The sequence below is a fragment of the Streptomyces sp. NPDC006207 genome, assembly GCF_040613835.1.
Classification (GTDB): Bacteria; Actinomycetota; Actinomycetes; order Streptomycetales; family Streptomycetaceae; genus Actinacidiphila.
Map to the genome: position 1 here is coordinate 47,564 of NZ_JBEXSX010000020.1, position 25,055 is coordinate 72,618.

Below are 25,055 nucleotides of genomic sequence, written 5' to 3' on the forward strand. Positions count from 1 at the left end.
TGATCTCCTCCTCGTCACACCGGCCTGAGCACCGGAGGGTGGATCGCGCCGGCCGTGCCCGACAGCGGGGTGCCGCTGCCGCCCCAGCGCAGCGCGATGATCTCGGCGGCGATCGACACGGCGACCTCCTCGGGGGTGCGCGCGCCCAGGTCCAGCCCGATCGGCGAGCGCAGCCGGGTCAGTTCGGCCGGAGCCAGCGTCGTGTCGCGCAGCCGCTTGAGCCGGTCGTCGTGCGTCCGCCGGCTGCCCATGACGCCGATGTACGCGGCCGGGCGGCGCAGCGCGACCTCCAGGAGCGGCACGTCGAACTTGGGGTCGTGGGTGAGGACGCACACCACCGTGCGGTCGTCGGTCTCCGTGCCGCCCAGGTAGCGGTGCGGCCAGTCCACGACGACCTCCACGCCCTCGGGGAAGCGCTTGGGGGTCGCGAACACCGGACGGGCGTCGCAGACGGTCACCCGGTAGCCCAGGAACAGCCCGATCCGCGCCACCGCCGCCGCGAAGTCGATCGCGCCGAACACCAGCATCCGCGGCGGCGGGGCGAAGGACTGCAGGAACACCGTCACGTCGTCCTCGCGCCGTTCGCCGTGCCGCCCGTAGTGGCGCTGCCCGGTCGCGCCCTGGGCCAGCTCACCGCGGGCGTCGTCGGTGACCGCCGCGTCCAGGCCCTCCGCTCCGAGGGTGCCCGCGACCCGGTCCGGCCACACCGTGAGCGTGGCGCCGCGCGGCGCGGGACCGTCCAGCACCGTCGCGGTGACCACGGGGCGGTGCGCGGCGACGGAGGCCGCCACCTCGCCGAAGCCCGGGTCCGTGGCCGGGGACACCGGACGGACCAGCAGGGTGATCTCACCGCCGCAGGTCAGGCCGACCTCGAAGGCGTCGGCGTCGCTGTAGCCGAAGGTGTGCAGCCGGGCCTCGCCCGACTCGACGACCTCCTTGGCCAGTTCGAAGACCGCGCCCTCCACGCAGCCCCCGGAGACGCTGCCGACGACCTCGTCGTCCGGTCCCACCGCCATGGCCGCGCCCGGTCCGCGCGGCGCGCTGCGGCTCACCGCCACGACCGTGGCCAGCCCGAAGGGGGTTCCCGAGGCGTACCAGTCGTTCAGCGCCGGAAGGATCTCACGCACCGTCGGCTCCTCTCACCACGGCGGCCAGACGTTCCAGCGCGCCCAGACTGTGCCCCTCCACGAAGGCGTCGACGCTCGGCAGCGCCGCCGCCATCCCCGCCGCCAGCGGCGCGTACCCGGGCCTGGCCTTGCGCGGGTTGGCCCACACCACGCGGTGCGCCAGCCGTGCCAGCCGCCGCATCTGCGCGGCCAGCAGGTCGGGGTCGCCGCGCTCCCAGCCGTCCGACAGCAGCACGACGACCGCGCCGCGCGCCGTACCCCGTGCCCCCCAGCGGTCCAGGAACGCCCGCAGCGTCTCCCCGAGCCGGGTCCCGCCGCTCCAGTCGGGCACCGCCGCCCCGACAGCGGCCATCGCGGCGTCCGGGTCCCGGCGCGCCATCTCGCGGGTGACCCGGGTGAGCCGGGTGCCGAGGGTGAAGACCTCGGTGGGCGTGCGGCCGCGCGAACCGTGCGCGGCGGCGTGCGCGAACCGCAGCAGCGCGTCCGCGTACGGGGCCATCGACCCGCTGACGTCCAGCAGCAGCACCACCCGGCGCGGCTTGCGGGCCGGGGCCCGCCGCGGGAGCGCGGCAGGCTCGCCGCCCCGGCGCAGCAACTCCCGTACGGTACGCCGCGGATCCACGTCCCCGCGGCGCGCCGGACGGCGCCGGGGGGTACGGCGCGGTTCGCCGTCCAGGGCGAACACCGCCAGCAGCCGGTGCAGTTGGGCCCGCTCCGGTGCGGTCATGGCGGCGACGTCACGGTGCCGCAGCACCTCCGTCGCGCTGGCGAGCGCGGTCGCGGTGGGCCCGTCACCCGCCTCCTCACCGGTGGTGCGGTCCCCGGGCACGGCACGCGGCACCGCCGGCGGGCGCACCGGGCGGACCGCCGGCCGCACCCGGCGGTGCGGCGGCCGCCCGCCGTCGAAGAAGGCCGCGAAGACCCGGTCGTAGCGCTCCAGGTCGTCCGGGCCGCCGCAGAGCGTCAGCCGTCCCGCCCAGTACACGTCGCGGCGCCGCGACGGGTCGAGCCGGCCGAGCGCGGCCAGGAACGCCGCCACCCGGTCCGGGCCGGCCGGCACCCCGGCGGCCCGCAGGGCGCGGGCGAAGCCCACCACCCCCGCCGTGCCGTCCGCCGTGACCGTGCGCATGGTGCTCACCGCGACCCGCCCGCCCGCGCGGCGAGGATCTCCGACAGGTCGAGCGAACGCGCCCGCTCCGCGTCCTCGCGGTACTTCAGCACCGAGCCGAGGGTGGTCATCGCCAGGTCCGCGTCGAGTTCCGTCGCCCCCAGCGCGGCCAGTGCCTCCGCCCAGTCGATGGTCTCCGCCACCCCGGGCGGCCGCACCAGGTCCTGCTCCCGCAGGCGCTGCACCACGGCCGTCACCTGCGCCGCGAGCCGGGCCGCCACGTGCGGCTGCCTGCGCCGTACGATCGCCAGCTCCCGCTCGAAGCCGGGATGGTCGAACCAGTGGTAGAGGCAGCGCCGCTTGAGGGCGTCGTGCACCTCGCGCGTGCGGTTGGAGGTGAGCACCACCACGGGCGGCGACTGCGCGCGCAGGGTGCCCAGTTCGGGGACGGTGACGGAGTACTCCGACAGCAGTTCCAGCAGGAAGGCCTCGAACTCGTCGTCCGCGCGGTCGATCTCGTCGACCAGCAGCACCGAGGGGCTGGTCTCCAGGGCCCGCAGCAGCGGCCGCGCCAGCAGGAACCGCCGGCTGTAGAGCTCGCCCTCCAGGGTCTCCGGATCGCTGACGCCCGCCGCCTCGGCCGCCCGCAGGTGCAGCAGCTGCCGGGGGAAGTCCCAGTCGTACAGCGCCTGCGACGCGTCGATGCCCTCGTAGCACTGCAGCCGGATCAGCGGCGCGCCGAGCGCCTCGGCGAGCGCGTGCGCCAGTGCGGTCTTGCCGACGCCCGCGTCACCCTCGCAGAAGATCGGGCGGTGCAGCGTCAGCGCCAGGTAGCAGGCGACGGCGAGGCCGTCGTCGACCAGGTAGCCGGTCTCCTCCAGCCGGGCCCGCATCTGCTCGGGGCCCGCGATCCCCGGGAGCGGGCCGGTCGTGTGCGCCGGGGGCCCGGCAGTGGCGGCGAAGGGAGGGCGGGCATCGCGGGGCGCGGCGGCGGGCGGCGCGGCGGCGAACGGGCCTGGCGCGCCGGGGCCTGGGGCGCCGGGGCCGTGGGGCCCCACCGCCCCGGCGCGTGCCGTCGTCGCGGCAAGCGGCCCGCAGGAGGATCCCGCCGGGGCGGTCCACCCCGGCGGAATCCCGTGCGCCGGCCAGGTCATGCGCTGCGTCCGCTCCTCATGTCAGGTCCGCCGCGGCGAGGACGGCCCTGCGGGTCAGCACCCTCACCAGGTGCTCCCGGTAGTCCGCGGACGCCGACAGGTCGGACGCCGGACGGGTGCCCTCCGCCGCGCTGTCGGCGGCCGAGGTCACCGCCTCCGGTACGGCGTCGGCACCGGCGAGGGCCGCCTCGCAGGCGGTGGCGCGCACCGGGGTGGGCCCCATGTTCGTCAGCCCGACACGGGACTCGACGATGCGGCCGTCGTCCCTCCGCACCAGCGCGGCCACCCCCACCACCGCCCAGGCCTGGGCGCTGAGCTGGAACTTCTCGTAGTGGAAGCCCCAGGCGTCCGTCTTGGGCACCCGTACCTCCACCAGCAGTTCGTCGGGCCGCAGCACCGTCTGCAGGTAGTCGGTGAAGAACTCCCGCGCCGGGACGGTCCGCCGCCCGTCCGGCCCCTGGACGACCAGCTCGGCGTCCAGGGCGAGGACGGCCGCGGGCACGTCCCCCGCGGGGTCGGCATGGGCGAGGGCGCCGCCGATCGTGCCGCGGTGACGCACGGCCGGATCGGCCACCGTGGCCGTGGCGGCGGCCAGCAGCCCGGCGTGCCGCCGCACCAGCGGGTCGTGCACGACGTCGTGGTGCGAGGTCAGGGCGCCGATGACGAGGGTGTCCCCGTCGGCCCGCACCCCGCGCAGGCCGGGGATCCGGCCGACGTCCACGAGGAGTTCGGGGAAGGCGAGCCGCATCCGCAGGATCGGCAGCAGGCTCTGACCGCCCGCCAGCACCTTCGCCTCCTCCCCGGCGAGCGCGAGCTGCCCCACCGCCTCCTCCACGGAGCGGGGCCTGGCATAGTCGAACGACGCGGGAATCATGAGCCGTCCTCCTCCGGCCGGGCGGACCGCGCGTCCCGCAGGGCCCGCCAGACCCGTTCCGGTGTGCACGGCATCGGCACGTCCATGACGCCCAGCGGCCGCAGGGCGTCGACCACGGCGTTGACCACCGCGGGGGTCGAGGCGATCGTCCCGGCCTCGCCGACGCCCTTGACGCCCAGCGGGTTGGTGGTCGCCGGCGTCTCGGTGCGGTCGGTGAGGAAGTCGGGCAGGTCGGCCGCGCAGGGCACCAGGTAGTCGGCCATGGTGCCCGAGACCAGGTTGCCCTCCGCGTCGTACACGGCCTCTTCGAACAGGGCCTGGGCGATGCCCTGGGCGAGACCGCCGTGCACCTGGCCCTCCACGATCATCGGGTTGACGACCTTTCCGACGTCGTCCACGCACACGTAACTGCGGATCCGGACCCGGCCGGTCTCGGTGTCGACCTCCACCGCGCACAGGTGCGTGCCGTGCGGGTAGGAGAAGGCCTCCGGGTCCTCCACGTGCTCGGCGTTGATCGTCGGTTCCAGCCCGTCGGGCAGGTCGTGCGAGGTGAACGTCGCGAACGCCACCTCCTGGATGGTCCTGCGCGCCTCCGGCGAGCCCTTCACCGAGAAGACGCCGTTCGTGAAGTCCAGGTCGTCCTCGCTCGCCTCCAGCAGGTGCGCGGCGACCTTGCGGGCCTTGTCCACCACCTTCCGCGCGGCGCGGTGCACGGCCACGCCGCCGACGACCAGCGAGCGCGAGCCGTAGGTGTCCATGCCCTGCGGCACCGTGCGCGTGTCGCCGTGCAGCACCTCGACGTCCTCGAAGGGCACGCCCAGCACGTCCGCCGCGATCTGGCTCCAGCTCGTCACATGGCCCTGCCCGTGCGGGCTGGTGCCGGTCAGCACCTCCACCTTGCCGGTGGGCAGCATGCGGATCGACGCCGCCTCCCAGCCGCCCGCGCCGTAGCGCAGGTCGCGCAGGATCCGGCTGGGCGCGAGCCCGCACATCTCCGTGTACGTCGACACCCCGATGCCGAGCCGCGTCCGGTCGCCGCGCTCCTCCCGCTTGCGCTGCTCGGAACGCAGGTCGTCGTAGCCGAAGAGGGCGAGCGCCTTGTCCGTCGCCGACTCGTAGTTGCCGCTGTCGTAGGTCAGTCCGCCGATGGTGGTGTACGGGAACTCGTCGTGACCGATCCAGTTGCGGCGGCGCACCGCGACCGGGTCCATGCCGAGTTCGGCGGCGAGCTCGTCCATCATGCGCTCGATGGCGAAGGTGGCCTCGGGGCGGCCCGCGCCGCGGTACGCGTCGGTGGGGGTCTTGGTGGTGAAGACGCCCGTGCAGGTGAAGTCGTAGGCGTCCATCTTGTAGATGCCGGGGAACATGAACGCCCCGAGCAGCGGGACGCCCGGCGTCACGATCATCAGGTACGCGCCCATGTCGGCGAGCAGGTCGACCTTCAGGCCGAGCAGCTTCCCCTCGCGCGTCGCGGCGAGTTCGAGGTCCTGGATCTGGTCGCGGCCGTGGTGGGTGGCCAGGTAGCCCTCCGAGCGGGACTCCGTCCACTTCACGGGGCGGCCCAGCTTGCGGGCGACGGCCAGGCCGAGCGCCTCCTCGCCGTACACCTGGAGCTTGGAGCCGAAGCCGCCGCCGACGTCCGGCGCGACCACCCGGAGCCGGTGCTCGGGGATGCCGGTGACGACGGCCATCATCACGCGCACGATGTGCGGGATCTGCGTCGCGGAGTACAGGGTGTACTGGTCCGAGGTGTCCGGCGGCACCGCCACGACGGCCCGCGGTTCCATGGCGTTGGGGATGAGCCGCTGCTGGACGAAGCGCCGGCGCAGCACGACGTCGGCCCGCTCGCGCACGGTCGCGTAGTCCTCGCCGGTGGCCAGCGGCCAGGTGTAGCAGCGGTTGGTGCCCTTGTCGGCGTGGACCAGCGGGGAGCCCTCGGCGAGCGCCGCCTCCATGTCCAGGACCGGAGGCAGCGGCTCGTAGTCGACGTCGATCGCCTCCAGCGCGTCGGCGGCCGCGTAGCGGTCCCGGGCGACGACGACGGCGACCGGGTCGCCGGTGTGGCGGACCTCGTCGACGGCGACGGGCGGGTGCTCGGGCAGCACGATGTCCTCGGTGACGGGCCAGGCGCACGGCAGCGACCCGAGCCCCTCGGCCAGGTCGCGGCCGCTGTACGCGGCGACGACCCCCGGCCGCTCCAGGGCGGGTGTGACGTCGATCCGCTCGATGCGGGCGTGCGCCATGGGGCTGCGCAGGATCGCCATGTGCAGCAGGCCCGGGACGGTGATGTTGTCGGTCCAGTTGGTCCGGCCGGTCACCAGCCGGGCGTCCTCCTTGCGGACCCGGGCGCGGCCGACCTCGGGCTCGCGTCCGGTGAGCTGGTCGGTCATACCGGTGCCCCGCTTCCCGCCGTGCTGGGCTGGGCGTGCTCGGCCACGGCGCCGGGCTCGGGCGCCTGGTGCCAGCGTTCCTCTGCGGCGGCGGCCAGCACGGCGCGCACGATGTTCATGTAGCCCGTGCACCGGCAGAGGTTGCCCTCCAGGCCCTCGCGGACCTCCTCGGGCGTGGGGTCGGGGTTCTCCCGCAGCAGGTCGCGGGCGGCCATGATCATGCCCGGCGTGCAGAACCCGCACTGCAGGGCGTGCTGCTCGTGGAACGCCCTCTGCAGCGGGTGCCACTCGCCGTCGGCGGAGGCCAGCCCCTGGATCGTCGTCACCTCGCCGCCGTCGGCCTGGACGGCGAGCACCGAGCAGCTCTTCACGCTCTTCCCGTCGAGGTCCACCGTGCAGGCACCGCAGTTCGTGGTGTCGCACCCGACGGGGGTACCGGTCAGACCGAGCCGGTCCCGCAGGTAATGGACGAGCAGGAGGCGGGGCTCCACCTCGTCCTCGTAGGCCGTGCCGTCCACCTTCACCGAGATGCGGGTCATATGCCCTCCCAGAGGCGCCGCGTGGCGAATCCCCCGTTCTGCTCCGATACGCGCAACTGTAAGTCGCGCCCGGGGACAACGCGACGCCTCGGACGCGAGTTTCAGGGGGCTCTTGCGCTCGGAAATCCGAGGCGTAATGTTGATTACATGATTACCAGCGAACAGAAGGAAGCGCTGCGCGGCTGGCTCGCCGGGCGGCTCCCCGACGGACTGTTCGAGGCGCTCGTGGACGTGGCCGTCGACCGCGAGGAGATCACCGTCGTCGGCCGCATCCCCGAACCCGCGGTCGGCGCCGGCGCGTCACCGGTGGAACGCGAGGCCGCGCTCGACGGACGGATCGCCGAGTTCCGGGAACGCACCCGCGAGGACCGCGTCGCCGTCGCCCGCGAGGCGGAGCACCGCTTCGGCCGCAAGGTCTCCTGGGGCGTGGAGTGCGGCGGGCGCCGGGCCATGTACACCACCGTCTCCGTGCCCGTCATGACCCGGCTCCGCCAGCCCGAGCGCCAGGTCCTCGACACCCTCGTCGCGGGCGGCGTCGCCCGCAGCCGCAGCGAGGCCCTCGCCTGGTGCGTCCGCCTCGTCCGCGGCAACACCGACACTTGGCTCGGCGACCTGCGCGCATCCCTGGAACACGTCCAGCGCGTCCGCGCGCAGGGACCCGACCGCGACACCCCGGCGTCCGCCGAGGACGACTGACGGTCCCCGCTCGCCCGGCCCGGGTGCCCCGGCGCTCAGGCCCAGCCGCGGCGGGCGGCGTGCCAGCCGAGCTGGATGCGGCTGTCGACGCCGGCCTTGGTCATGAGTTCGGCGATGCGGCGCTGGACGGTGCGCCGGGAGACCCCGAGGCGGCTCGCGGCCGCCTCGTCGGTGAGCCCGGCGAGCACCAGCGCGAGCAGGCGGGCGTCGAACTCCTCGATGCCGTCCGGGCGCTCCTCGGCGACGCCGTCCCCCGCCGCCCGCGGCGACAGCGGATAGGCCTGTTCCCAGGCCAGTTCGAAGTATGCGACCAGTGCGTCGAGCAGCCCGCCCGCGTGCACCAGCACCGACGCCGCGGCGGTGTTCCGGCCGCTGAGCAGCGGCAGCATCGCCAGGTCCCGGTCGGCGATCATGAATTTCACCGGGACGACGTCGGTGACGCCGATCCGCTGGCCCGCCGCGAGGTCCGCGAGCGCCCGCGTGACCATGCCCGGCTCGTTGAGGGCGTCACGTTGCACGATCGTGCGGTAGAGGACCCCGCGGCGGACCCCGGCGCTCTCGGCCGCGTTGTCGTCCGGCCGCACCACGGCGAGCTCGGGCACCATCATCGACCGCACCTCGTGCCGGGCGGACTCCTGGAGCTGCCGGAACCGGTGCCGTACGGCGCCGACCTCGCTGATCACCTCGACGACGCCGCTCCCGGCGGAGGTCCGGTGCTGCTCGGCCAGTGCCAGCACCGCGTGCTCCGCCGCGCCGAGCTCGTCGCGCCGTCGCCGCAGTTCGCCGCCGAGGGCGACCGTGGGGGGTGCCGCCGTGAACCTGGCCGCCGTGCCCGTCACGGCCTCGTGCACGGCGAGGCCGCGCCCGGTCAGGGCCGTCAGCAGTTCCCGTACCTCCCCGGTGGCCCGGCCGCTTTCGGCCGCGAGTTCGTGGACGGCGGCACGGCCGCGCGCCACCAGGAGACGGTAGATCTCCTCTTCGGCCGGGCTGAGACCGAGCGCGGCGAGCATGGGACTCCTCGGAGCGGTGGGGGCACCGGGCGGGCCCCGGCCTGTGGATGCCCGGGGCCCGCCGTTGACGCGGATGCGGAAAGTTACTTCAGTCCGTAGGCCCGCGTCACCTCCTGCGTGAGGCTGTTGCCCGCGTCGTCCCAGGTCCGGGCCTTCAGCGACACGAACCCGCGGTGCGGGGCGTCGAAACGGGCCGTCCAGTGGCCCGTCGCCGTACGGTCCAGGCGGACCGGACGCCAGTGGCGCCCGTCGTCGTAACTGACGGCCAGCGTCGCGCCCGTGACCCGGCCCGCCCCCGCCGCGTGCGGCAGGTGGCTGCCGGTCAGGCGCAGGGTCTGCCGGCCGCCGCGCGCGTTCCCCGAGAGGTCGGTGGCGATCCCGTAGTCCAGTTGCATGAGCGCCATCCGGTCGATCCCCAGTGGGTCGGTGACCGGCTCGGACCTGACCCGCCACACGCTGTGCGTCCGGGGGGAGAGGCGGTAGGCGGCCGCGTCGCGCTCCGCGCGCAGGTCCAGGGTGTACGTGGAGGGCACGGTCGGGATCGGCCAGAGCGTCGCCGACGCGTACGCCGAGGTCTTCACCAGCTCACCGTCCTGGTACACCTTGAGGTCCAGGCCGGCGGTGCCGTCCTGCATGGTGCCGCCATGGCCGCTCCCGCTGTCCGTCCAGGGCTGGACGTTGAAGGACAGGAAGCCCTGCTGACGCTCGGACCACCAGTAGCCGCCGCCGTTGCGCGGATGCGCGACGGGGGCGAACCAGTCGCTCGCCACCCGGGTGCCCGCCCGGTACGTGGTGAGGGCGCCGTTCGACTCGAGGGCCAGACCGGGCCCCGTGATCGCGTCCTCGGCCCACGACGTGCCGGGCTGCGCGGAGAGGTAGTCGGTCCGCGTCCCGGGCATGTCCATCCTCAGCGGGAACCCGACCGCGTAGGTGCGGTAGGGCCGGTAGTCCCAGCGGTACTCGCCACTGGGGTACCCGGTGGTGCCGTGGAAGCGCATGTCCACGACGGCCAGTTCCGAGGCGCGCGGCCGGTAGGTCAGGCCCGTCGCCGGGATCCGGCCCGGGTGCGGGTCGACCAGGTCGTAGACGTACGGCGAGTCGGGCACGCCCTCCACGTCCAGGCGCAGCGTCCCGTGCCGGGCCCGTTCGATCAGCGGCCCGCCCTCGCGGGTGGTCACCGAGGCCACCGGGACGCTGCTGTAGCCGCCCTCGTCGGTGCCGACGTACTCCAGGAGCTTGCCCGGTCCGTCGTTGACGACGATCAGCAGGGCCGCGCCGGCGTCGGCCGCCGCCTCGGCCCGCTGCGAGCCGGTGAGCGCGTCCGAGCGGTCCACCAGCACGGCCTTGCCCTTGACGCGCAGCCCGGCGTAGTCGGCGGGTGCGCCGGAACCGGCGTACACCACGCCCATGCGCTGCCGGCCCTCGTAGAAGCCGGTCCCGGCCTGGCCCAGGACGGTGACGGGCCTGCCGTCCCGGGACACGGACAGCAGCGGGTAGGCCTTGCGCCAACGGGTCTCGTACTCGAAGGCGCCGCGGGTCACCTGCCGGGTGGGCAGGACGAACATGCTGTCGTACGTCGACGGCAGGAGGTACTGCGAGTCCACGGTGCTGGTACCGCCGTCCGAGCGGTACCAGTTCATGTAGAGCATCCGGTCCTCGGTCCTGCGCGGTACCTCGGCGGTGACCTCGCGGGTGCTGCTCGCGTCCAGGACGAGCGTGCGGCCCCGGTCCATGACGAGTTCCGGGTCACCCATCAGGGCCATGCCGAGGGAGTCGGGGCCGTGGCTGCCGGCCACGGCGAGGTAGCTCAGCGCGCTGTAGGTGCCGGCCCGCAGTCGCACGGTCGCGCGGCCGGTCCCGTCCACGGGGACGATCTGCGGGTCCGCGTCGGTGCCGAAGCGCTGCAACTGGACGAAGCCCGGGGCGGGCTTGCCTGACCGGTCCTTCAGCGTGACGTCGAGGGGGTGACGCTCCTCCTCCCGGTAGAGACCGACCTGGGTGCGCGCCCGCACGGCGCCGGACGCGTCGCTCGCGGAGATCTGCCCGAGGTAGCGGCGGCCGTCGGCGCCGAGCCCCGGCCGGGCGGTGGCGGTGACGGAGGCCGTCCCGTGCGCCGGGACGGTCACCGAGTCCGCGGAGAGGGTGAACATCCCCTCGGGTGCGGGGGTCCCGGCGTCGGCGCCCGGATCGACGTCGTACGGGCCGCCGGCCACGGATGCGGTCATGCCGAGGGAGAGGGTGACGGGGGAGTCGCCCGCGTTGCGGTAGGTGACCGTGCGGCCGACCGCGGCCGGGCCGCCGTGCGGCCAGGCGTCGAAGCCGAAGTACGCCGAGCCGGTGGCGGTGACCGTGGCCGCGGTGGAGGCGGCCAGGTCGGCCCGGCCCGCCCCGACCTGATAGGCCGTCAGGTCAGGGAGCGGCTTGGCCGTGCTCATCAGTGCGTCCTTGAGCTGCGGGGCACTCCAGTCGGGGTGCTCCTGGGCCAGGATCGCCGCGGCGCCCGCGACGTGCGGCGTGGCCATCGAGGTGCCGCTCATCGTCTGGTACCAGCCGCCGTCGGCGCTGCCCCCGGCCTTCGCGGCCAGGATGTCCACGCCGGGGGCGGCGATGTCCGGCTTGAGCGCGTAGTCGCCGTACCGCGGGCCCGTGGTCGAGAAGTACGCGAGCTCGTCCTCGGAGTCCACCGCGGCCACGGTCAGCGCGGAGCCCGCGGTTCCCGGGGCGCTCATCGACGCCTCGTGGCCGGTGTTGCCGGCGGCCACGACGAACAGCGCGCCGCTGTTCTCGCTGAGCCGGTCCAGGGCCTGACTCATCGGGTCCGTGCCGTCCGTGGGCTCGGACCCGCCGAGGCTCATGCTGACCACCTTGGCGCCCTGACCGACCGCCCACTCCATGCCCGCGATGACCCAGGAGTCCTCGCCGTACCCCTCGTCGGCGAGCACCTTGCCGATCAGCAGGTCGGCGCCGGGGGCCACGCCCTTCTCGGCGCCTTCGGAAGCGGCGCCGCTGCCGCCCACGGTGGAGGCGGTGTGCGTGCCGTGCCCGTTGCCGTCCTCGGCGGACTCGCCGGGCACGAAGCTGACCGCGGCCCTCACCCGGCCCGCCAGGTCGGGGTGGTGGGTGTCGGCCCCGGTGTCCAGCACGGCGACCTTGACGCCCTTGCCGTCGAGGCCGGAGCGCCAGGCGGCGGGCGCGCCGATCTGCGTGGTGCTGTCGTGGAGCGTGGCGCGGACCCGGCCGTCCAGCCAGATCCTGGACAGGCCGCCGCGCAGGGCGGGCCGGTCGGCGGGGGCGTCCGTGGCCACCGAGGTCCACAATTTCCTGACCTGCTTCTTGGCCGCCCTGACGGAGGCCCCGTTGACGCTCCTGAGCGACCGCACCTTGGTGGTGCCTGCGGGTGCCGTGGCCGCGACCTCGCCGCGGTAGCCGAGGATCAGCGGGATGCCGGTGCTGTGCTGGTCGTCGTAGCCCTGCTCGATCAACGAGGTGACGTCGAACAGCCTCCGGTCCAGGCGGTTCGCGGCGAGGTAGGGCAGGGCCTCGTCCGGGTAGACGTACAGGTCGCCGCCGACGGTCTCGGTCCGTACGCCTCCGGTGGAGCCGTGCGGGCGCCGCACGTCGACGGACTTCTTGCCGCCTCCGACGTCCGTCACCCGGACGACATGGCCGGTGATCAGCGTGACCGTGCGGGTGGCTGCGGAGGGACGGGGCGCGGCCGGTGCCGGCGGCGTGCCGTTCGCCGCCGCGGGCCCAGCCGGGCCGGTCAGGGTCGTGAGGACGGCGACGACGCCGACGGCGGCCGCGAGGGCCCGTCCGCCTCGTGGGCGACGGGGTATGAGGGAGATCATGGCCTGGTCCTACCGGCCCCGCCCGGACCGGGGGAACGGCCGGCGACTGGCGTCAAAGCGCCACGTCTCACATGTGCCAGCGGGCCGGCCCCGCACCGGCGACACCGTCCGGGCCCGCCCGGCGGACGGCACGCCGCCGTCGCACCGGGGCGCACCGCGCCGGGCGGCCGGAGTCCTCCGGCCCGCACGGCACTGCGCGTACGTCCGCGTGCCGGCGGTCCGGCCGGGCCCGCCGGGCGGCGCGTCGTCCCCCTTGCGCCCGAGCGCCCTGCGAGACCCCGTCACCCGGTGCGGGCACCTGCGCCGGTGAGCCGTACGGGTTAGATTCGGAGGCGTGTTGCGCATCGTGGACGGCAGGAGCGGCGAGTTTGTGGAACTGGACCCGGGGCGGCGCTTTCCGCTGCGGGTGCTGGCCCACACAGGTGCCGTGGGCGGGACGACCGCGCTGCGGGTGCTGCTGCTGGCGGACGTCCTGGCGCGTACGGCGGAGACCCACGGCGGGCAGGTGCTGGTGGCCTCGGTGGGCCCGGCCGACCCCGCCCTGGACGCGGCCGCGGCGGCACTGGGCATCAAGCCCGGCGCGGCACGCGGCGACGACGTGCGCGAGGCCGAGGAGGCGCTCGCCGGACCCGCCCGGGTGCACGTCGCACCGGCGGGCACCGAGACCGGCGGCCCCCGCCTGGACGTCGGACCGGTTCACCCGGACGAGGTAACCGCGGGGCCCGGCGTACGGCTGGCGCTGCTCCGCCTGGACCGCCGGGCCCCGGCGCAACTGACCCCGCGGACCCTTGAGGCGGCGGACGCGGGGCTCCGGCACTGGCGCGGTGCCGTGGCCCGCTGGGCCGAATCGCCGTCCAGACCGATGTGCGCCGCGTACGTGGAGCGCCTCCAGGCGGCCCTGAGCGCGGACCTCGACACCGCCGCCTACCTGGCCGCCCTCGACCGGCTGGAGACGGAGACCACCCTGCCGGACGGCTCCCGCTTCGAGACCTTCGCCCAGGCGGACCGCGTGCTCGCCCTCGAACTGACCGGCGAGGTCGGCGGGGTGAGGTCGTGAGGCGCCGCACGGAAGGACCGCGTCGGCTCGTCGTGCTGCGGCACGCCAAGTCCGCCTGGCCGCCGGACGTCCCCGACCACGACCGGCCGCTCGGCCCCCGCGGCCGGCGTGACGCCCCGGCCGTCGGCCGCTGGCTGCGCGAGGGCAAGCACACCCCCGACCTGGTGATCTGCTCGACCTCCCGGCGCACCCGGGAGACCTGGGAACTCGCCGCCGAGGCCCTGGGCGCCACGCCGCCCCCGCCGGTGCGCCTCGACGAGCGGGTCTACGCGGCCACCGCCCGCGCCCTCCTCGACGTCCTGCGCGAGGCCCCCGACGACGCCGCGTCGCTCCTGCTGGTCGGCCACAACCCGGGGGTCCAGGACCTCGTCCTGCGCCTGACGGGCGAGGCCCGCGCCGACGCCCTGCTCCGCGCCGCCGACAAGTTCCCGACCTCCGCCCTAGCCGTCCTCACCTGGCCCGGCCCCTGGTCCGCCCTCACCCCGGAACGCGCCCGCCTCGACGACTTCGCCGTGCCCCGGGGCTGAAGCGCGGCACCAGCACCGGCACCGGCGCCGCCCGCGTCAGGCCGAACGCCGGTCGAACCCCGGGGTGTTGTCGGCGCGCGCGGGAGCGCCACCGCGGCCGCCGGCGTCCCGCCGTGCCGCCGGTTCCCGGGCGCTCCAGCTGGCGAGGAGCTTCCAGGCGTCCTGCGAGGCCTGTTCCTGCGCCGGCAGGTACATGAACAGGGTCTGGTCGGGCTCGCCCGGCATCGTGAACGCCTGGTAGTCGACGGTCAGATCGCCGATGACGGGGTGGTGGTGACGCTTGGTCCCGTGGGTGCGGTCGTAGACCTTGTGGTCGGCCCACCAGCGGCGGAAGTGCTCGCTCTTCATGGCCAGTTCGCCCACCAGCTCGGCGGTGCGGGTGTCCTCGGGGTGACGGCCGGCGTCGAGGCGCAAGGTGGCGGTCATCTCGGCGGCGACCTGCTCCCAGTCCGGGTACAGGGCGTGGGCGGCCTCGTCCAGCAGGATCCAGCGGGTGAGGTTGCGCTCGCGTACCGGCATGGCGTCGAAATCGGCCATCAGCGCGCGGGCCAGGTGGTTGGTGGCCAGCACGTCGGTGCGGCGCCCGAGGACGAAGGCGGCCTGGTCGACGAAGGAGTCCATGAGCCGCCGCATCCCGGGCCTGACGCGCTGGACGGTCGGCGCCGAGCGGCGGCGGGCGGTGCCGGGCTTGGGCCCGGCGAGGTCGAACAGGTGGGCACGTTCCGCGTCGTCGAGCCGCAGCGCGGCGGCCACCGCCTCCAGCACACCGGCCGAGGGGCTGATCTGCCGCCCCTGCTCCAGCCGCGTGTAGTAGTCGGTGCTCACTCCGGCCAGTTGGGCGACCTCCTCACGGCGCAGCCCCGGCACCCGCCGGTAGGCACCCCGTTCGGGCAGCCCGGCCGATTCGGGGCAGATGCGGGCGCGTGATCGACGCAGGAACTCGCTGAGCTCGACGTTTCGGGCCATGCGTCCATTCTCGCTCGCCAGGTGGCGCGGGCGACCCGGGAAGGGGGGTCGCCGAGTCCTACGCAACCGGTTCCCCGGCAGGTCAGGGCCGGGAAGCGGCCCCTGCGGCCCGGTTCCCGCGTGGTGTCCTGGATTGCGGAGGCCCACCGGGCAGGCACGGATCCAGCCGAGCCCCCGTTCCCGGTCCTCCTCCCCTCCCGCAGACGGCATCCCCGAGCGCATCGAGGCTGCCGCCACCTGCCGCGATCACCGAACGTGATGGCACCGATCCTTGAGGAGACCACGGACATGACCAGCACCACCCACGCGTACGCCGCTCACGCTCCCAAGTCCCCGCTGGAGCGCACCACCATCGAGCGTCGCGAGGTCGGCGAGTTCGACGTCCTGATCGACGTCAAGTACGCCGGCATCTGTCACTCCGACATCCACCAGGTCGACGAGGGCTGGGGAGAGGCGATCTTCCCGATGGTCCCCGGCCACGAGATCGCCGGCGTCGTCTCCGAAATCGGCCCCGGCGTCACGAGGTTCCAGGTCGGCGACCGGGTGGGCGTCGGCTGCATGGTCGACTCGTGCCGCACCTGCGACAACTGCAAGGCGGGCCTGGAGCAGTACTGCACGGGCGGCGGCATGATCTTCACGTACAACGCGGTCGGCAGGGACGGCGAGCCCACCTACGGCGGCTACTCCCGGGCCATCGTCGTCGACGAGAACTACGTCCTGCGCATCCCCGACGGCCTCTCCCTGGAGGTGGCCGCGCCCCTGCTCTGCGCCGGCATCACCACCTACTCCCCGCTCCGGCACTTCGGCGCCGGACCGGGCAGGAAGGTGGCGGTCCTGGGCATGGGCGGCCTCGGTCACCTGGCCGTGAAGATCGCCCATGCGCTCGGCGCCGAGGTGACGGTGCTCTCGCAGTCCCTGCGCAAGAAGGAGGACGGACTGCGGCTGGGCGCCGACCACTACCGCGCCACCGGCGACCCGAGGACGTTCGAGGAGCTCGAGGGCACCTTCGACATCATCCTGTCCACCGTCTCGGCCCCGCTCGACTTCGGCGCCTACCTCAAGCTGCTGAAGACCGACGGCGCCCTGGTGAACGTCGGCCTGCCCGAGGAGCCGATCTCCCTGGACCTCTTCTCCGTGATCACCGGCCGCAGGACCATCGCCGGTTCCCTGATCGGCGGCATCGCGGAGACGCAGGAAATGCTGGACTTCTGCGCGGAGCACGGCTTCGGCGCGGAGATCGAGCTGATCCCCGCCGACCGGATCAACGAGGCCTTCCGGCGCATCCTCGCCAGCGACGTGCGCTACCGCTTCGTGATCGACGCGTCCACGATCTGACCGGGCCGCGGCCCGCACGGGACGCGACCGCCACGGGGCCGCCCGCCGACCGCACCGGACCGGCGGGCGGCCCCGGCCGGTCACCACCCCCGGTGGCCGACCGATCCAGGGGAGCAGAAGGCATGCACACCACCATCGACCGGCAGCACCCGGCCGGCCCCGCGACCTGCGCGGACCAGTGGCTCGTGGGCCTGCGCCGCCACGCTGCCCGCAGCGGCGAGACCTGGCACTACTACGTCGTCGACGACACCCAGGAAGGAGCCGACGCCGCCGTGGCCGCCGCGATGGGGCGAGCCGCGGCCCGCGACCGGGCCGACCGGGCCGACCGGGCCGACCAGGATCCGGCCGCGTCGATCACGGACCTCGAGGTCCGGCGGCTGCGCCACAGCCCCCTGGGCCAGGTCTACCTGGTGCCCGGCACGCGCGGGCGTCAGGCCGACGCCGCCAGGGCCGCGGCCGTGGCGGCGGCGAGACGGTCGAGGTAGCGGGGGGTGAGGGGGGAGCGGAGGACCGCGAGGCGCCAGTAGAGGGGGCCGGCCATGAGGTCGAGCGCGAGGTCGCAGTCCGTGCCGGCGGGGAGCTCGCCGCGTTCGACCGCGGCCTCGACGATGGCGGTGGCGATGCCGCGCTGGGTGTCGCGCAGCGCCGTCTGCAGGGTCTCGGCGATCTCCGGGTTGCGCGAGGCCTCCGCCAGCAGGTCGGGGATGATCTGCGAGGCGACGGGGTGCCGCAGCGCCCGCGCCGTCACCTCCAGCAGCATCCGGATGTCACCCGGCAGGCTGCCCGTGGCGGGCGCCGGCACGCCGAGCGCGGCGACGGCGGAGACCACGTCGAGGACGAGCGGCAGCTTGGAACGCCAGCGCCGGTAGACCGCGGCCTTGCCCACGCCCGCACGCCGTGCGATGCCCTCGATGGACATCCGGCCGTACCCGACCGCGGCGAGCTCCTCGAAGACGGCCGCCCGGATCGCCTCCGTGACATCGTCTCGGAGCACAGCCGCCCCGGCGGGGGCGCGTCGTGGGGGTGCGGTGTCCGGTGCCATGTCCGGCAGCCTACGCGACGACGGGACGGAACGGTTGCGTTCCAACGCTCGTGTGGTCTAACGTCCTGGTAACGACGATACGGTCTCGTTCCGTCGGCGCACAACCACCCCCCTGCGCCTCACCCCCCGAACGGAAGCGCCCCCCTCGTGAGCCTTGACATCGAGTCCTCCTCAGCGGCGCCCGCGCCGCCCGGCGCTCCGGCGCCGTCCCCCGCACAGCTGGCGGCCACGTACGGCCTCACGGTGAGCGGGGCCCGTCCCGGTCTGGGCGCCTACGTGCGGCAGCTGTGGGGACGCCGGCACTTCATCACCTCGTACGCCACCGCCCGCGTGGCGGCGCAGTACACGCGGGCGCGCCTGGGTCAACTGTGGCAGGTGCTGACCCCGCTGCTCAATGCGGCGGTGTACTACCTGATCTTCGGCCTGCTCCTGGGCACCGACCGCGGCGTGGACAACTACATCGCGTTCCTGGTCACCGGCATCTTCGTCTACACCTTCACCCAGTCCTCGGTGATGGCGGGCGTGCGGGCGATCTCGGGCAACCTCGGCCTGGTACGGGCCCTGCACTTCCCCCGTGCCAGCCTGCCGATCGCGCAGACGATCATGCAGCTGCAGCAGTTGCTGATGTCGATGCTCGTGCTCTTCGCCATCGTGCTGATGACCGGCGAGGTGCCGAGGCCGTCCTGGCTGCTCGCGATCCCGGCGCTGATCCTGCAGTCGGTGTTCAACGCGGGCCTGGCGCTGGTGATGGCGCGGCTCGGCAGCAAGATGACCGACCTCGCGCAGCTGATGCCGTTCATCCTGCGGACCTGGATGTACACCTCCGGCGTGATGTACAGCATCAGCCACGTGGCGGCGCACGCGCCGCAGGCCGTGAAGATCCTGCTCGGACTGAACCCCGCGGCGGTCTACATCGACCTGATGCGCTTCGCTCTGATCGACAGCTTCACCTCCGAGCAGCTGCCGCCGCACGTGTGGGCGGTCGCCCTGGGCTGGGCCCTGGTCATGGGCATCGGGGGCTTCGTGTGGTTCTGGAAGGCTGAGGAGAGGTACGGCCGTGGCTGAGCGCATCCCCACCGTGATCGTGGACGACCTGCACATCGTGTACCGGGTGCACGGTGCGGGGTCGGGCCGCGGCACCGCGGTCAACGCCCTGTCGCGGCTGGTCCGCCGCAAGGGAGGCAACCCGAACGTCCGCAAGGTGCACGCCGTGCGCGGCGTCAGCTTCACCGCCTACCGGGGCGAGTCGATCGGGCTGATCGGCTCCAACGGCTCGGGCAAGTCGACCCTCCTCAAGGCGGTCGCGGGGCTGCTGCCCGCGGAGAGCGGCAAGGTGTACACCCAGGGGCAGCCCTCCCTGCTCGGCGTGAACGCCGCCCTGATGAACGACCTGACCGGCGAGCGCAACATCATGCTCGGCGGCCTCGCGATGGGGATGTCGCAGGACGAGGTGCGGGAGCGCTACGAGTCGATCGTGGAGTTCTCCGGCATCAACGAGAAGGGCGACTTCATCTCCCTCCCGATGCGGACCTACTCCTCCGGCATGGCGGCCCGGCTGCGCTTCTCGATCGCCGCGGCCAGGAGCCACGACGTGCTGATGATCGACGAGGCGCTCGCCACCGGCGACAACCGGTTCCGCAAGCGCTCCGAGGCGCGGATCCGCGAGCTGCGCAAGGAGGCCGGCACCGTCTTCCTGGTCAGCCACAACAACAAGTCGATCCGGGACACCTGCGACCGCGCCATCTGGCTGGAGCACGGCACGCTGCGGATGGACGGCCCCACGGACGACGTGCTCAAGGCCTACGACGCGTTCACCCAGGGGAAGTGACGCCGCCCGGCGCGAGCCGGGCACCGGTGCCAGACTGAGGACGGACACCGGGACCACGGCAGCACCGGGCACGCACGCAGGCCAAGGAGACCGCCATGCTCACCACCCAGTACGTCAACGGCGCCCCGAACTGGATCGACCTGGGCAGCCCGGACCTCGGGGCGGCGGTCTCCTTCTACACCGGGCTCTTCGCCTGGGACGCGCAGTCGCTCGGGCCCGAGGCCGGCGGCTACGGCTTCTTCCGTCTCGGCGGGAAGACCGTGGCCGCGTTCGGGCCGCTCAGCGAGGAGGGCATGCGGTCCTCCTGGACGCTGTACTTCCAGACGGCCGACGCCGACGCCACCGCCAAGGCGGTCGAGCAGGCCGGCGGCACGGTCCGCTTCGCGCCCTTCGACGTCTTCAGCAACGGCCGGATGGCCGGCTTCACCGACCCCGGGGGAGCGGAGTTCGCCGTGTGGCAGCCCCGCGACATCAAGGGCCTCGACGTGGTCACCGAGCCGGGCAGCCTCGGGTGGGCTGAGCTGTACGCGCCGGACGCCGCCGCAGCCGGCGCCTTCTACGGCGCGGTCTTCGAGTGGCAGGCGCAGGACGTGCCGCTGGGCACCACCCGCTACGCCGTGCTGTCGACCTCGGGCGGCGGCCGGGAGGCGTCCCTGGGCGGCATCGTGGAGATCACCGAGGAGATGAGGGCCGCCGGCGTCACCCCGCGGTGGCTGCCCTACTTCGAGGTCGAGGACGCCGACGCGGTCGTCGCCAAGGCCGGGCAGCTCGGCGGGACGGTCGTCATGGCGCCGCAGCACGCCGAGGGCGTCGGGCGCTTCGCGCACCTAGCGGACCCCTTCGGCGCGCTGTTCGCGGTCATCGCCAGCCAGCCGGGGCAGGGCTGACGGAGCGGTACGGGGCCACTGTCAGTGCCCGCTGCAAGACTGTGAGCGACCAGGGCACAGCACCCCCGTCGAAGGAGCACACCATGCTCAGCACCAACTACGTTCCCGGCGCCCCCAACTGGCTCGACCTGGGGACCCCCGACGTCGAGGCCTCGGTGGCCTACTACCGCGAGGTCTTCGGCTGGGACTTCCTCTCGGCCGGACCGGAGGCCGGCGGCTACGGCATGTTCCGCACCGGTGACCGGACCGTCGCGGGCATCGGCCCCAACAACGAACCCGGCGTCACCACCGCGGCCTGGGAGCCGTTCTTCCAGACGGCCGACGCCGACGCCACCACCAAGTCCGTCGAACAGGCGGGCGGCGGCGTGCGGTTCTCCCCCATGGACGTCTTCGACCTAGGGCGGATGGCGGCGTACGCCGACCCGACCGGGGCCCGGTTCTGCGTGTGGCAGCCGGGCGCCAACAAGGGCCTGGACGTCGTCAACGAGCCCGGCTCCCTGTACTGGACCGAGCTCTACACCACCGACGCGCCCGCGGCGCTGGCCTTCTACCGCTCGGTCTTCGAGTGGAAGACCGAGGACTCCCAGATGCCCGGCAACGTCTACACCATGGTCTCCCCGGCGGGCGGCGGCGAGAGCGACGCCCACGGCGGCGTCATGCAGCTCGACGAGGAGATGCTGGCCGCGGGCGCCGGCGGGCACTGGCTGCCGTACTTCGCGGTGGCCGACTGCGACGCCACGCTCGCCAAGGCCGTCCAGGCCGGCGGCACGATCCGCGTCCCCGCGATGGACATGCCGCAGGTCGGGCGCTTCGGCCAGGTCGTCGACCCGCAGGGCGCGGCCTTCGCCGTCATCACACCGGTGCCCTCCGCGGGCTGAGGGCGCGCGCGGCGGCTACTCCGGTGGCGTCGGGGTGTCGTGGCTGGAGAACATGGCCTGGACGTCGAGTTCCAGCTTGACGGTCGGGCCCACCACCGCGATGCCCCGCGCCAGCATGCTCCGCCAGTTGAGGGTGTAGTCGTCGCGGTGCAGTTCGGCGGTGGCGAGGGCGGCGCAGCGCAGCTCCTCGCCGTAGCCGCCGGTCGCCATGCCCAGGTAGTCGGTGTCCAGGGTCACCGAGCGGCTGGTGCCGTGCATGCTGAGGTGGCCGTGGACGGCCCACCGCGAACCGCCCTGGTGCACGAAGCGGTCGCTCGCGAACCGGATCCAGGGATGGGCGGCCACGTCCAGGAAGTCACCGGAGCGCAGGTGGTCGTCCCGGGTCCGGTTGCCGGTGTTGATGCTCGCGGCGTCGATGGTGATCTCGACATGGGAGTCCTCCATGCGTTCCGCGACGCGTATGCCGCCCTCGAAGCGGTCGAACCGGCCGTGCACATGGGCCATGCCGACGTGCTTGGCGATGAACCGGACGGCCGTGTGCGGCGGGTCGAAGAACCAGGTGCCCGGCGGCGGCAGTTCGAGCCCCGGTGCGGGGGCCAACCGCACCGTGCCGATGGGGGACTGGAGTCCCGCCGCGATCTCCACCGTGCCCCGGTAGGGCCGCATGCCGTCCGCGCTGATCATCACCGAGTGGTGCCCGGGCGGCAGGGTGGCGAGGAACGTCCCGTACGGGTCGCTAATCGCCCTCACCTGCGTGCGCTGGGTGCGGGCGTCGGACACGGTGACCTCGGCTCCGCCCATCGGCCGGCCCGCGGGGTCGAGCACCTGACAGCTGATCAGTCCCGCGCCCCTGGCGATCGGTGGCAACAGAGCGGGATCCGCGGTGCCGTTGGCCGTCCGATTGCGCCGAAAGAGTGCGAAAGCCATGCGACCACCCTAGATGGTGGATCCACGCAAGTGTCAATTCGCCCTCAGGCGTCCAGCCAGTGCCGACGTCCCAGGTGGATCAGGTAGAGCTCCTTGCGGGCCCGCTCCGCGATGTGCTCCTCGGTCGCGGCGTCATCGGCCGGCGCCTCCATGAAGGCGATCGCCGTCATCAGCATGCGGTCCACGTACAACTCGGCGAGCATGCGCACGTCCTCGGCCGTCCAGCCCTGCGAGACGGGCTGCGCGCCGAGCGCCTCGGCCACTTCGTCTGCGAAGAGCGAGAGTTCGGCGGCGATGGCCTCGCGGACGGCCTGCACCCCGCCGTGCCGCTCGCGGGCGATGAAGCGGATGTGCGACCGGTGGTCGCGCACGTGCAGGGTGATGACGCGGACGGAGCGGGCGATGACCTCCTCGGCGTCGTCCTGCTCGGCCAGGATCGCCCGGATCATCGCGTGCAGACTGCCCAGCGACTCGGCGACCAGGGCCACTCCGAGATCGCCCATGTCGCGGAAGTGCCGGTAGAACCCGGCGGGCGCGACGCCCACTTCACGGGTGACCTCGCGCAGCCCCAGGCTGCTCAAGCTCTGGTTCTCCAGCAGGCGCAGGCCCGCGTCGAGGAGGGCCCGCCGGGTCTGCTGCTTCTGGGCCTCACGGACCCCGAGGGTGTGACTCATGTCATCCAGTAAACAGCCGTTCGCCGAGTTGCGCGAGAGTAGAGTACCGACTCAGTGAACAACTGTTATTCCAGTTGTTCACTGAGCTGTGACGTCGTCCGCAGCCCGCAGTGCCATCCGGCAACCGAGAAAGGCACACGCCGTGACCCTCCTCGTCGTCCTGGTCGCCATGGGGATCCTCCTGGGCACCGTCTCGTACACCTCGTCCTCCGTCTTCTTCGTCGCCGCGGGCGTGGTCGGTGTCTGGCTGCTCACGTTCTACGTCCGCGAGCGCGTCGGGCACCACCGCCACCACCGCTGACCCCACGTCTCCCAGGGGGGAACCCACCCATGGACTCCTACGTACCTGCCCGTGAGCGCGAACTGCGCGCCATGGAAGCCCGGTCGGGCTCGGACGGCTCCGACGGCATGGCCGTCGCCTCGTTCGTGCTGGGCCTGGTCGGCCTGCTGGCCTTCAACATCGTGCTCGGCCCCTTCGCCCTGATCCTCGGCGGCGTCGCGCTCGTCCGGGGCACCCGGCGTCCGGTCCGGGCGATCCTCGGCCTGGTGCTCGGCGCGGCCGACCTGATGGTGCTGGTCGTGCTCATCACCATGAACAAGGGCCTCATCTGGCCGTTCGGCCTCTGACCGCGAGGGACGCGGCCGACGGGAAACGGGGGAGCGGGTCCCCACCCTTCACGGGGGGGGTGGGGACCTTCCGCACGTCCCGGCGCGGGCGACGCGGCACGGGGACGGGGCGTCGGGACGGGGCGCGGAGCCTAGTTGCGGGTCCAGCCCCCGGAGGACCAGTAACCGTACTCGGGGCGGCCCTTGACGCCGCTGGTGCGGAAGGGGCGCCCGCCGTCGTCGATGCGGACCGTGTCCGTCAGGCCGCCGGCGCTCCACTCCAGTTCGAGGAACCAGTCGCAGTCGCAGCGCACCGTGCGGGCGTGCACCCTGAGCACCAGCGGATCCTGTGCGGAGACCTGGTACGGGAGGCGGACCGCGGGAAGGACGTGCTCGCTGTCGGAGCCGTCCCGCGGCCGCGGCTGCGGACGCGCGGCGTCGAGGTCCACCGCGTACTCCGCGGGGGTCAGCGCTCCACCGCAGCCGTTGTCCATCGAGTACGACGACCAGCGCAGCGGGTCGCGTCGTTCGACGACGCGGACGTGCAGGGCCTGCACCACCACCGGCGTCGACCCGCGCCCCCGGATCGTGGCCTCGACGATGGTCGTACCGCCGTGCACGGCGCCGAGCGCGGCGGCCCAGGCGCGCGCGTCCTGGGAGACCGGCGGGGGAGGGACGTCCGCGGGGGGCCGGTCGATGAGGTAGTCGTGACCGCAGCCGTTCTCCCAGACGTGCGAGCGCACGCTCCAGACCAGAGGCCGCGCGGGCACCGGGGCGTGGGAAGCCGTGCTGCCGCCGGGGGAGCGCGCAGCGGTGTCGGTGCCGTTCGCCGACGGCGTCGTGGACGAGGCCTGCCCGGAGGGGGACGTGCCGGGCGAGGCCGGGACCGTGCCCGTCCCACCCGGCGAGGGGGGTGTGCCTCCCGCCCCGCCGGGGCGCGCGGAGGGCGAGGACGCGGCGTGGGCCGGCGGACCCTCGCCGCCCGTGCCGTCGGTCATCGCCAGTGCGGCGCCGGTGAGCACGAGCGCCGCCACCGATCCGGCGACGGCGGGCCGCGACAGACGCCGGCGCCAGGAGCGCGGCGGGCGCGGCGCCGGGACAGTGCCGATCGGGTCGAGTTCGGCGGGCGCCTGCGGGGCCGCCTCGGGGCCGGGTGGAGGCGCGTTTCCGACGGGGGCGTTCCCGGCGGCGTTCCCGGCGGCGTCGTCGTCGCCGTTCGCGTCGGCCTCTCCGTCTCCGCTCCCGTTGCCGCTCTCGTCGCGCTCGGCCACCGCACCGCCGCCGCCGCGGTTGCCGACCCGCCGGACGGCGTCCGCGAGCACCCATCGGCGGTGCAGCTCGACCAGTTCCTCCGGTCCCGCGCCGCACAACCGCGCCAGGCGCTCCACGACCGCGTAGTCGGCCGGTACGGCGTCGCCGTTGCAATAACGGTGCAGGGTCGACGTGCTGACGTGGAGCCGGGTCGCCAGCTGCCCGTAGCTCAGCCCCGAACGGTCCTTCAGGTCACGTAAATACCGGGCGAAGTGCTCGCTGCCCGCTGCCGTACCACCCATGTCCCGCGCCCCCGACGTCTTCCCGTGTC

General features: G+C 73.9%; 24 protein-coding genes. 11 read left to right on the forward strand and 13 right to left on the reverse strand.

The window, feature by feature from the left end:
- Positions 1 to 14: 14 nt before the first annotated feature.
- The 6 genes from ABZ312_RS18055 to ABZ312_RS18080 are packed head-to-tail and all read right to left on the reverse strand — an operon-like array spanning position 15 to position 7,192.
- On the reverse strand, positions 15 to 1,127 hold the full coding sequence (locus tag ABZ312_RS18055) for an XdhC family protein (RefSeq protein ID WP_500323785.1): 1,113 nt from the start codon (positions 1,125 to 1,127) through the stop codon (positions 15 to 17).
- Positions 1,120 to 2,256: a vWA domain-containing protein gene (locus ABZ312_RS18060; protein WP_500438152.1), complete on the reverse strand. Its 1,137-nt coding sequence runs from the start codon at positions 2,254 to 2,256 to the stop codon at positions 1,120 to 1,122. Before ABZ312_RS18060 ends, ABZ312_RS18055 begins: the two co-directional genes overlap by 8 nt.
- A gap of 5 nt (positions 2,257 to 2,261) precedes the next feature.
- A complete protein-coding gene (locus ABZ312_RS18065; RefSeq protein ID WP_500438153.1) occupies positions 2,262 to 3,389 on the reverse strand; it encodes an AAA family ATPase in 1,128 nt (375 codons plus the stop codon).
- 16 nt (positions 3,390 to 3,405) lie between these two features.
- Positions 3,406 to 4,263: an FAD binding domain-containing protein gene (locus tag ABZ312_RS18070; RefSeq protein ID WP_500438154.1), complete on the reverse strand. Its 858-nt coding sequence runs from the start codon at positions 4,261 to 4,263 to the stop codon at positions 3,406 to 3,408.
- Positions 4,260 to 6,653 (reverse strand): xanthine dehydrogenase family protein molybdopterin-binding subunit, encoded by a 2,394-nt coding sequence (locus ABZ312_RS18075; RefSeq protein WP_500438156.1) that lies wholly within the window; start codon positions 6,651 to 6,653, stop codon positions 4,260 to 4,262. Before ABZ312_RS18075 ends, ABZ312_RS18070 begins: the two co-directional genes overlap by 4 nt.
- A complete protein-coding gene (locus tag ABZ312_RS18080) occupies positions 6,650 to 7,192 on the reverse strand; it encodes a (2Fe-2S)-binding protein (protein WP_500438158.1) in 543 nt (180 codons plus the stop codon). Before ABZ312_RS18080 ends, ABZ312_RS18075 begins: the two co-directional genes overlap by 4 nt.
- Positions 7,193 to 7,339: 147 nt before the next feature.
- Between ABZ312_RS18080 and abmR the strand changes: the two genes are divergently transcribed.
- Entirely contained in the window at positions 7,340 to 7,888 is a 549-nt protein-coding gene (abmR, locus tag ABZ312_RS18085; protein WP_500323791.1) for an ATP-binding transcription factor AbmR, read from the forward strand.
- Between the two features lie 35 nt (positions 7,889 to 7,923).
- Here abmR and ABZ312_RS18090 read toward each other — a convergent pair whose 3' ends face one another.
- On the reverse strand, positions 7,924 to 8,898 hold the full coding sequence (locus ABZ312_RS18090) for a helix-turn-helix domain-containing protein (protein ID WP_500323792.1): 975 nt from the start codon (positions 8,896 to 8,898) through the stop codon (positions 7,924 to 7,926).
- 83 nt (positions 8,899 to 8,981) lie between these two features.
- Positions 8,982 to 12,746, reverse strand: coding sequence for a S8 family serine peptidase (locus ABZ312_RS18095; RefSeq protein WP_500323793.1), 3,765 nt, complete (start codon positions 12,744 to 12,746; stop codon positions 8,982 to 8,984).
- Between the two features lie 334 nt (positions 12,747 to 13,080).
- Between ABZ312_RS18095 and ABZ312_RS18100 the strand changes: the two genes are divergently transcribed.
- Together ABZ312_RS18100 and ABZ312_RS18105 are read left to right on the forward strand one after the other, a co-directional pair.
- Complete coding sequence (locus ABZ312_RS18100) at positions 13,081 to 13,803, forward strand: hypothetical protein (protein ID WP_500438159.1); 723 nt, start codon at positions 13,081 to 13,083, stop codon at positions 13,801 to 13,803.
- Entirely contained in the window at positions 13,800 to 14,330 is a 531-nt protein-coding gene (locus ABZ312_RS18105; protein WP_500323795.1) for a SixA phosphatase family protein, read from the forward strand. Before ABZ312_RS18100 ends, ABZ312_RS18105 begins: the two co-directional genes overlap by 4 nt.
- A gap of 36 nt (positions 14,331 to 14,366) precedes the next feature.
- Here ABZ312_RS18105 and ABZ312_RS18110 read toward each other — a convergent pair whose 3' ends face one another.
- Positions 14,367 to 15,296, reverse strand: a complete 930-nt coding sequence (locus ABZ312_RS18110; protein ID WP_500323796.1) for a helix-turn-helix transcriptional regulator — start codon at positions 15,294 to 15,296, stop codon at positions 14,367 to 14,369.
- 288 nt (positions 15,297 to 15,584) lie between these two features.
- Here ABZ312_RS18110 and ABZ312_RS18115 point away from each other — a divergent pair, with 288 nt between their 5' ends.
- Positions 15,585 to 16,631: an NAD(P)-dependent alcohol dehydrogenase gene (locus ABZ312_RS18115; RefSeq protein ID WP_500323797.1), complete on the forward strand. Its 1,047-nt coding sequence runs from the start codon at positions 15,585 to 15,587 to the stop codon at positions 16,629 to 16,631.
- Positions 16,632 to 16,753: 122 nt separating this feature from the next.
- The gene (locus ABZ312_RS18120) at positions 16,754 to 17,116 is read left to right on the forward strand and encodes a hypothetical protein (RefSeq protein WP_500438161.1); all 363 of its coding nucleotides are present in this window, start codon (positions 16,754 to 16,756) and stop codon (positions 17,114 to 17,116) included.
- On the opposite strand, the gene ABZ312_RS18125 is transcribed toward ABZ312_RS18120, so the two are convergent.
- Entirely contained in the window at positions 17,062 to 17,673 is a 612-nt protein-coding gene (locus tag ABZ312_RS18125; RefSeq protein WP_499515141.1) for a TetR/AcrR family transcriptional regulator, read from the reverse strand. The two genes, ABZ312_RS18120 and ABZ312_RS18125, sit on opposite strands and share 55 nt — an antisense overlap.
- A 147-nt stretch (positions 17,674 to 17,820) precedes the next feature.
- Between ABZ312_RS18125 and ABZ312_RS18130 the strand changes: the two genes are divergently transcribed.
- The 4 genes from ABZ312_RS18130 (at position 17,821) to ABZ312_RS18145 (ending at position 21,266) form a co-directional block, all read left to right on the forward strand.
- Positions 17,821 to 18,738 (forward strand): ABC transporter permease, encoded by a 918-nt coding sequence (locus ABZ312_RS18130; RefSeq protein ID WP_500323799.1) that lies wholly within the window; start codon positions 17,821 to 17,823, stop codon positions 18,736 to 18,738.
- Positions 18,731 to 19,501: an ABC transporter ATP-binding protein gene (locus ABZ312_RS18135; protein WP_500438162.1), complete on the forward strand. Its 771-nt coding sequence runs from the start codon at positions 18,731 to 18,733 to the stop codon at positions 19,499 to 19,501. Before ABZ312_RS18130 ends, ABZ312_RS18135 begins: the two co-directional genes overlap by 8 nt.
- Positions 19,502 to 19,596: 95 nt before the next feature.
- Positions 19,597 to 20,388, forward strand: a complete 792-nt coding sequence (locus ABZ312_RS18140) for a VOC family protein (RefSeq protein ID WP_500323801.1) — start codon at positions 19,597 to 19,599, stop codon at positions 20,386 to 20,388.
- An 83-nt stretch (positions 20,389 to 20,471) separates the two neighbouring features.
- Positions 20,472 to 21,266, forward strand: a complete 795-nt coding sequence (locus ABZ312_RS18145; protein ID WP_500323802.1) for a VOC family protein — start codon at positions 20,472 to 20,474, stop codon at positions 21,264 to 21,266.
- A 15-nt stretch (positions 21,267 to 21,281) separates the two neighbouring features.
- Here the strand turns inward: ABZ312_RS18145 and ABZ312_RS18150 are convergent, their stop codons facing one another.
- Positions 21,282 to 22,193 carry a YceI family protein gene (locus ABZ312_RS18150; RefSeq protein WP_500323803.1) on the reverse strand — a complete coding sequence of 304 codons (912 nt, stop codon included), beginning with the start codon at positions 22,191 to 22,193 and terminating at the stop codon, positions 21,282 to 21,284.
- A 44-nt stretch (positions 22,194 to 22,237) separates the two neighbouring features.
- Entirely contained in the window at positions 22,238 to 22,867 is a 630-nt protein-coding gene (locus ABZ312_RS18155; protein WP_500323804.1) for a TetR family transcriptional regulator, read from the reverse strand.
- 142 nt (positions 22,868 to 23,009) lie between these two features.
- On the opposite strand from ABZ312_RS18155, the gene ABZ312_RS18160 reads away from it, so the two are divergent.
- The gene (locus ABZ312_RS18160) at positions 23,010 to 23,168 is read left to right on the forward strand and encodes a hypothetical protein (protein ID WP_500323805.1); all 159 of its coding nucleotides are present in this window, start codon (positions 23,010 to 23,012) and stop codon (positions 23,166 to 23,168) included.
- A gap of 29 nt (positions 23,169 to 23,197) precedes the next feature.
- The gene (locus ABZ312_RS18165; protein WP_499515149.1) at positions 23,198 to 23,494 is read left to right on the forward strand and encodes a DUF4190 domain-containing protein; all 297 of its coding nucleotides are present in this window, start codon (positions 23,198 to 23,200) and stop codon (positions 23,492 to 23,494) included.
- A 131-nt stretch (positions 23,495 to 23,625) separates the two neighbouring features.
- On the opposite strand, the gene ABZ312_RS18170 is transcribed toward ABZ312_RS18165, so the two are convergent.
- Positions 23,626 to 25,026 (reverse strand): helix-turn-helix domain-containing protein, encoded by a 1,401-nt coding sequence (locus ABZ312_RS18170; protein WP_500438164.1) that lies wholly within the window; start codon positions 25,024 to 25,026, stop codon positions 23,626 to 23,628.
- Positions 25,027 to 25,055 lie beyond the last annotated feature (29 nt).

Coding starts and splice junctions, on each gene's coding strand:
- ABZ312_RS18060 (WP_500438152.1), bottom strand. CDS start 2,256: ATGCGCACGGTCACGGCGGACGGCACGGCGGGGGTGGTGGGCTTCGCC.
- ABZ312_RS18065 (WP_500438153.1), bottom strand. CDS start 3,389: ATGACCTGGCCGGCGCACGGGATTCCGCCGGGGTGGACCGCCCCGGCG.
- ABZ312_RS18070 (WP_500438154.1), bottom strand. CDS start 4,263: ATGATTCCCGCGTCGTTCGACTATGCCAGGCCCCGCTCCGTGGAGGAG.
- ABZ312_RS18075 (WP_500438156.1), bottom strand. CDS start 6,653: ATGACCGACCAGCTCACCGGACGCGAGCCCGAGGTCGGCCGCGCCCGG.
- ABZ312_RS18080 (WP_500438158.1), bottom strand. CDS start 7,192: ATGACCCGCATCTCGGTGAAGGTGGACGGCACGGCCTACGAGGACGAG.
- abmR (WP_500323791.1), top strand. CDS start 7,340: ATGATTACCAGCGAACAGAAGGAAGCGCTGCGCGGCTGGCTCGCCGGG.
- ABZ312_RS18090 (WP_500323792.1), bottom strand. CDS start 8,898: ATGCTCGCCGCGCTCGGTCTCAGCCCGGCCGAAGAGGAGATCTACCGT.
- ABZ312_RS18095 (WP_500323793.1), bottom strand. CDS start 12,746: ATGATCTCCCTCATACCCCGTCGCCCACGAGGCGGACGGGCCCTCGCG.
- ABZ312_RS18110 (WP_500323796.1), bottom strand. CDS start 15,296: ATGGCCCGAAACGTCGAGCTCAGCGAGTTCCTGCGTCGATCACGCGCC.
- ABZ312_RS18115 (WP_500323797.1), top strand. CDS start 15,585: ATGACCAGCACCACCCACGCGTACGCCGCTCACGCTCCCAAGTCCCCG.
- ABZ312_RS18120 (WP_500438161.1), top strand. CDS start 16,754: ATGCACACCACCATCGACCGGCAGCACCCGGCCGGCCCCGCGACCTGC.
- ABZ312_RS18125 (WP_499515141.1), bottom strand. CDS start 17,673: ATGGCACCGGACACCGCACCCCCACGACGCGCCCCCGCCGGGGCGGCT.
- ABZ312_RS18140 (WP_500323801.1), top strand. CDS start 19,597: ATGCTCACCACCCAGTACGTCAACGGCGCCCCGAACTGGATCGACCTG.
- ABZ312_RS18145 (WP_500323802.1), top strand. CDS start 20,472: ATGCTCAGCACCAACTACGTTCCCGGCGCCCCCAACTGGCTCGACCTG.
- ABZ312_RS18150 (WP_500323803.1), bottom strand. CDS start 22,193: ATGGCTTTCGCACTCTTTCGGCGCAATCGGACGGCCAACGGCACCGCG.
- ABZ312_RS18155 (WP_500323804.1), bottom strand. CDS start 22,867: ATGAGTCACACCCTCGGGGTCCGTGAGGCCCAGAAGCAGCAGACCCGG.
- ABZ312_RS18165 (WP_499515149.1), top strand. CDS start 23,198: ATGGACTCCTACGTACCTGCCCGTGAGCGCGAACTGCGCGCCATGGAA.
- ABZ312_RS18170 (WP_500438164.1), bottom strand. CDS start 25,026: ATGGGTGGTACGGCAGCGGGCAGCGAGCACTTCGCCCGGTATTTACGT.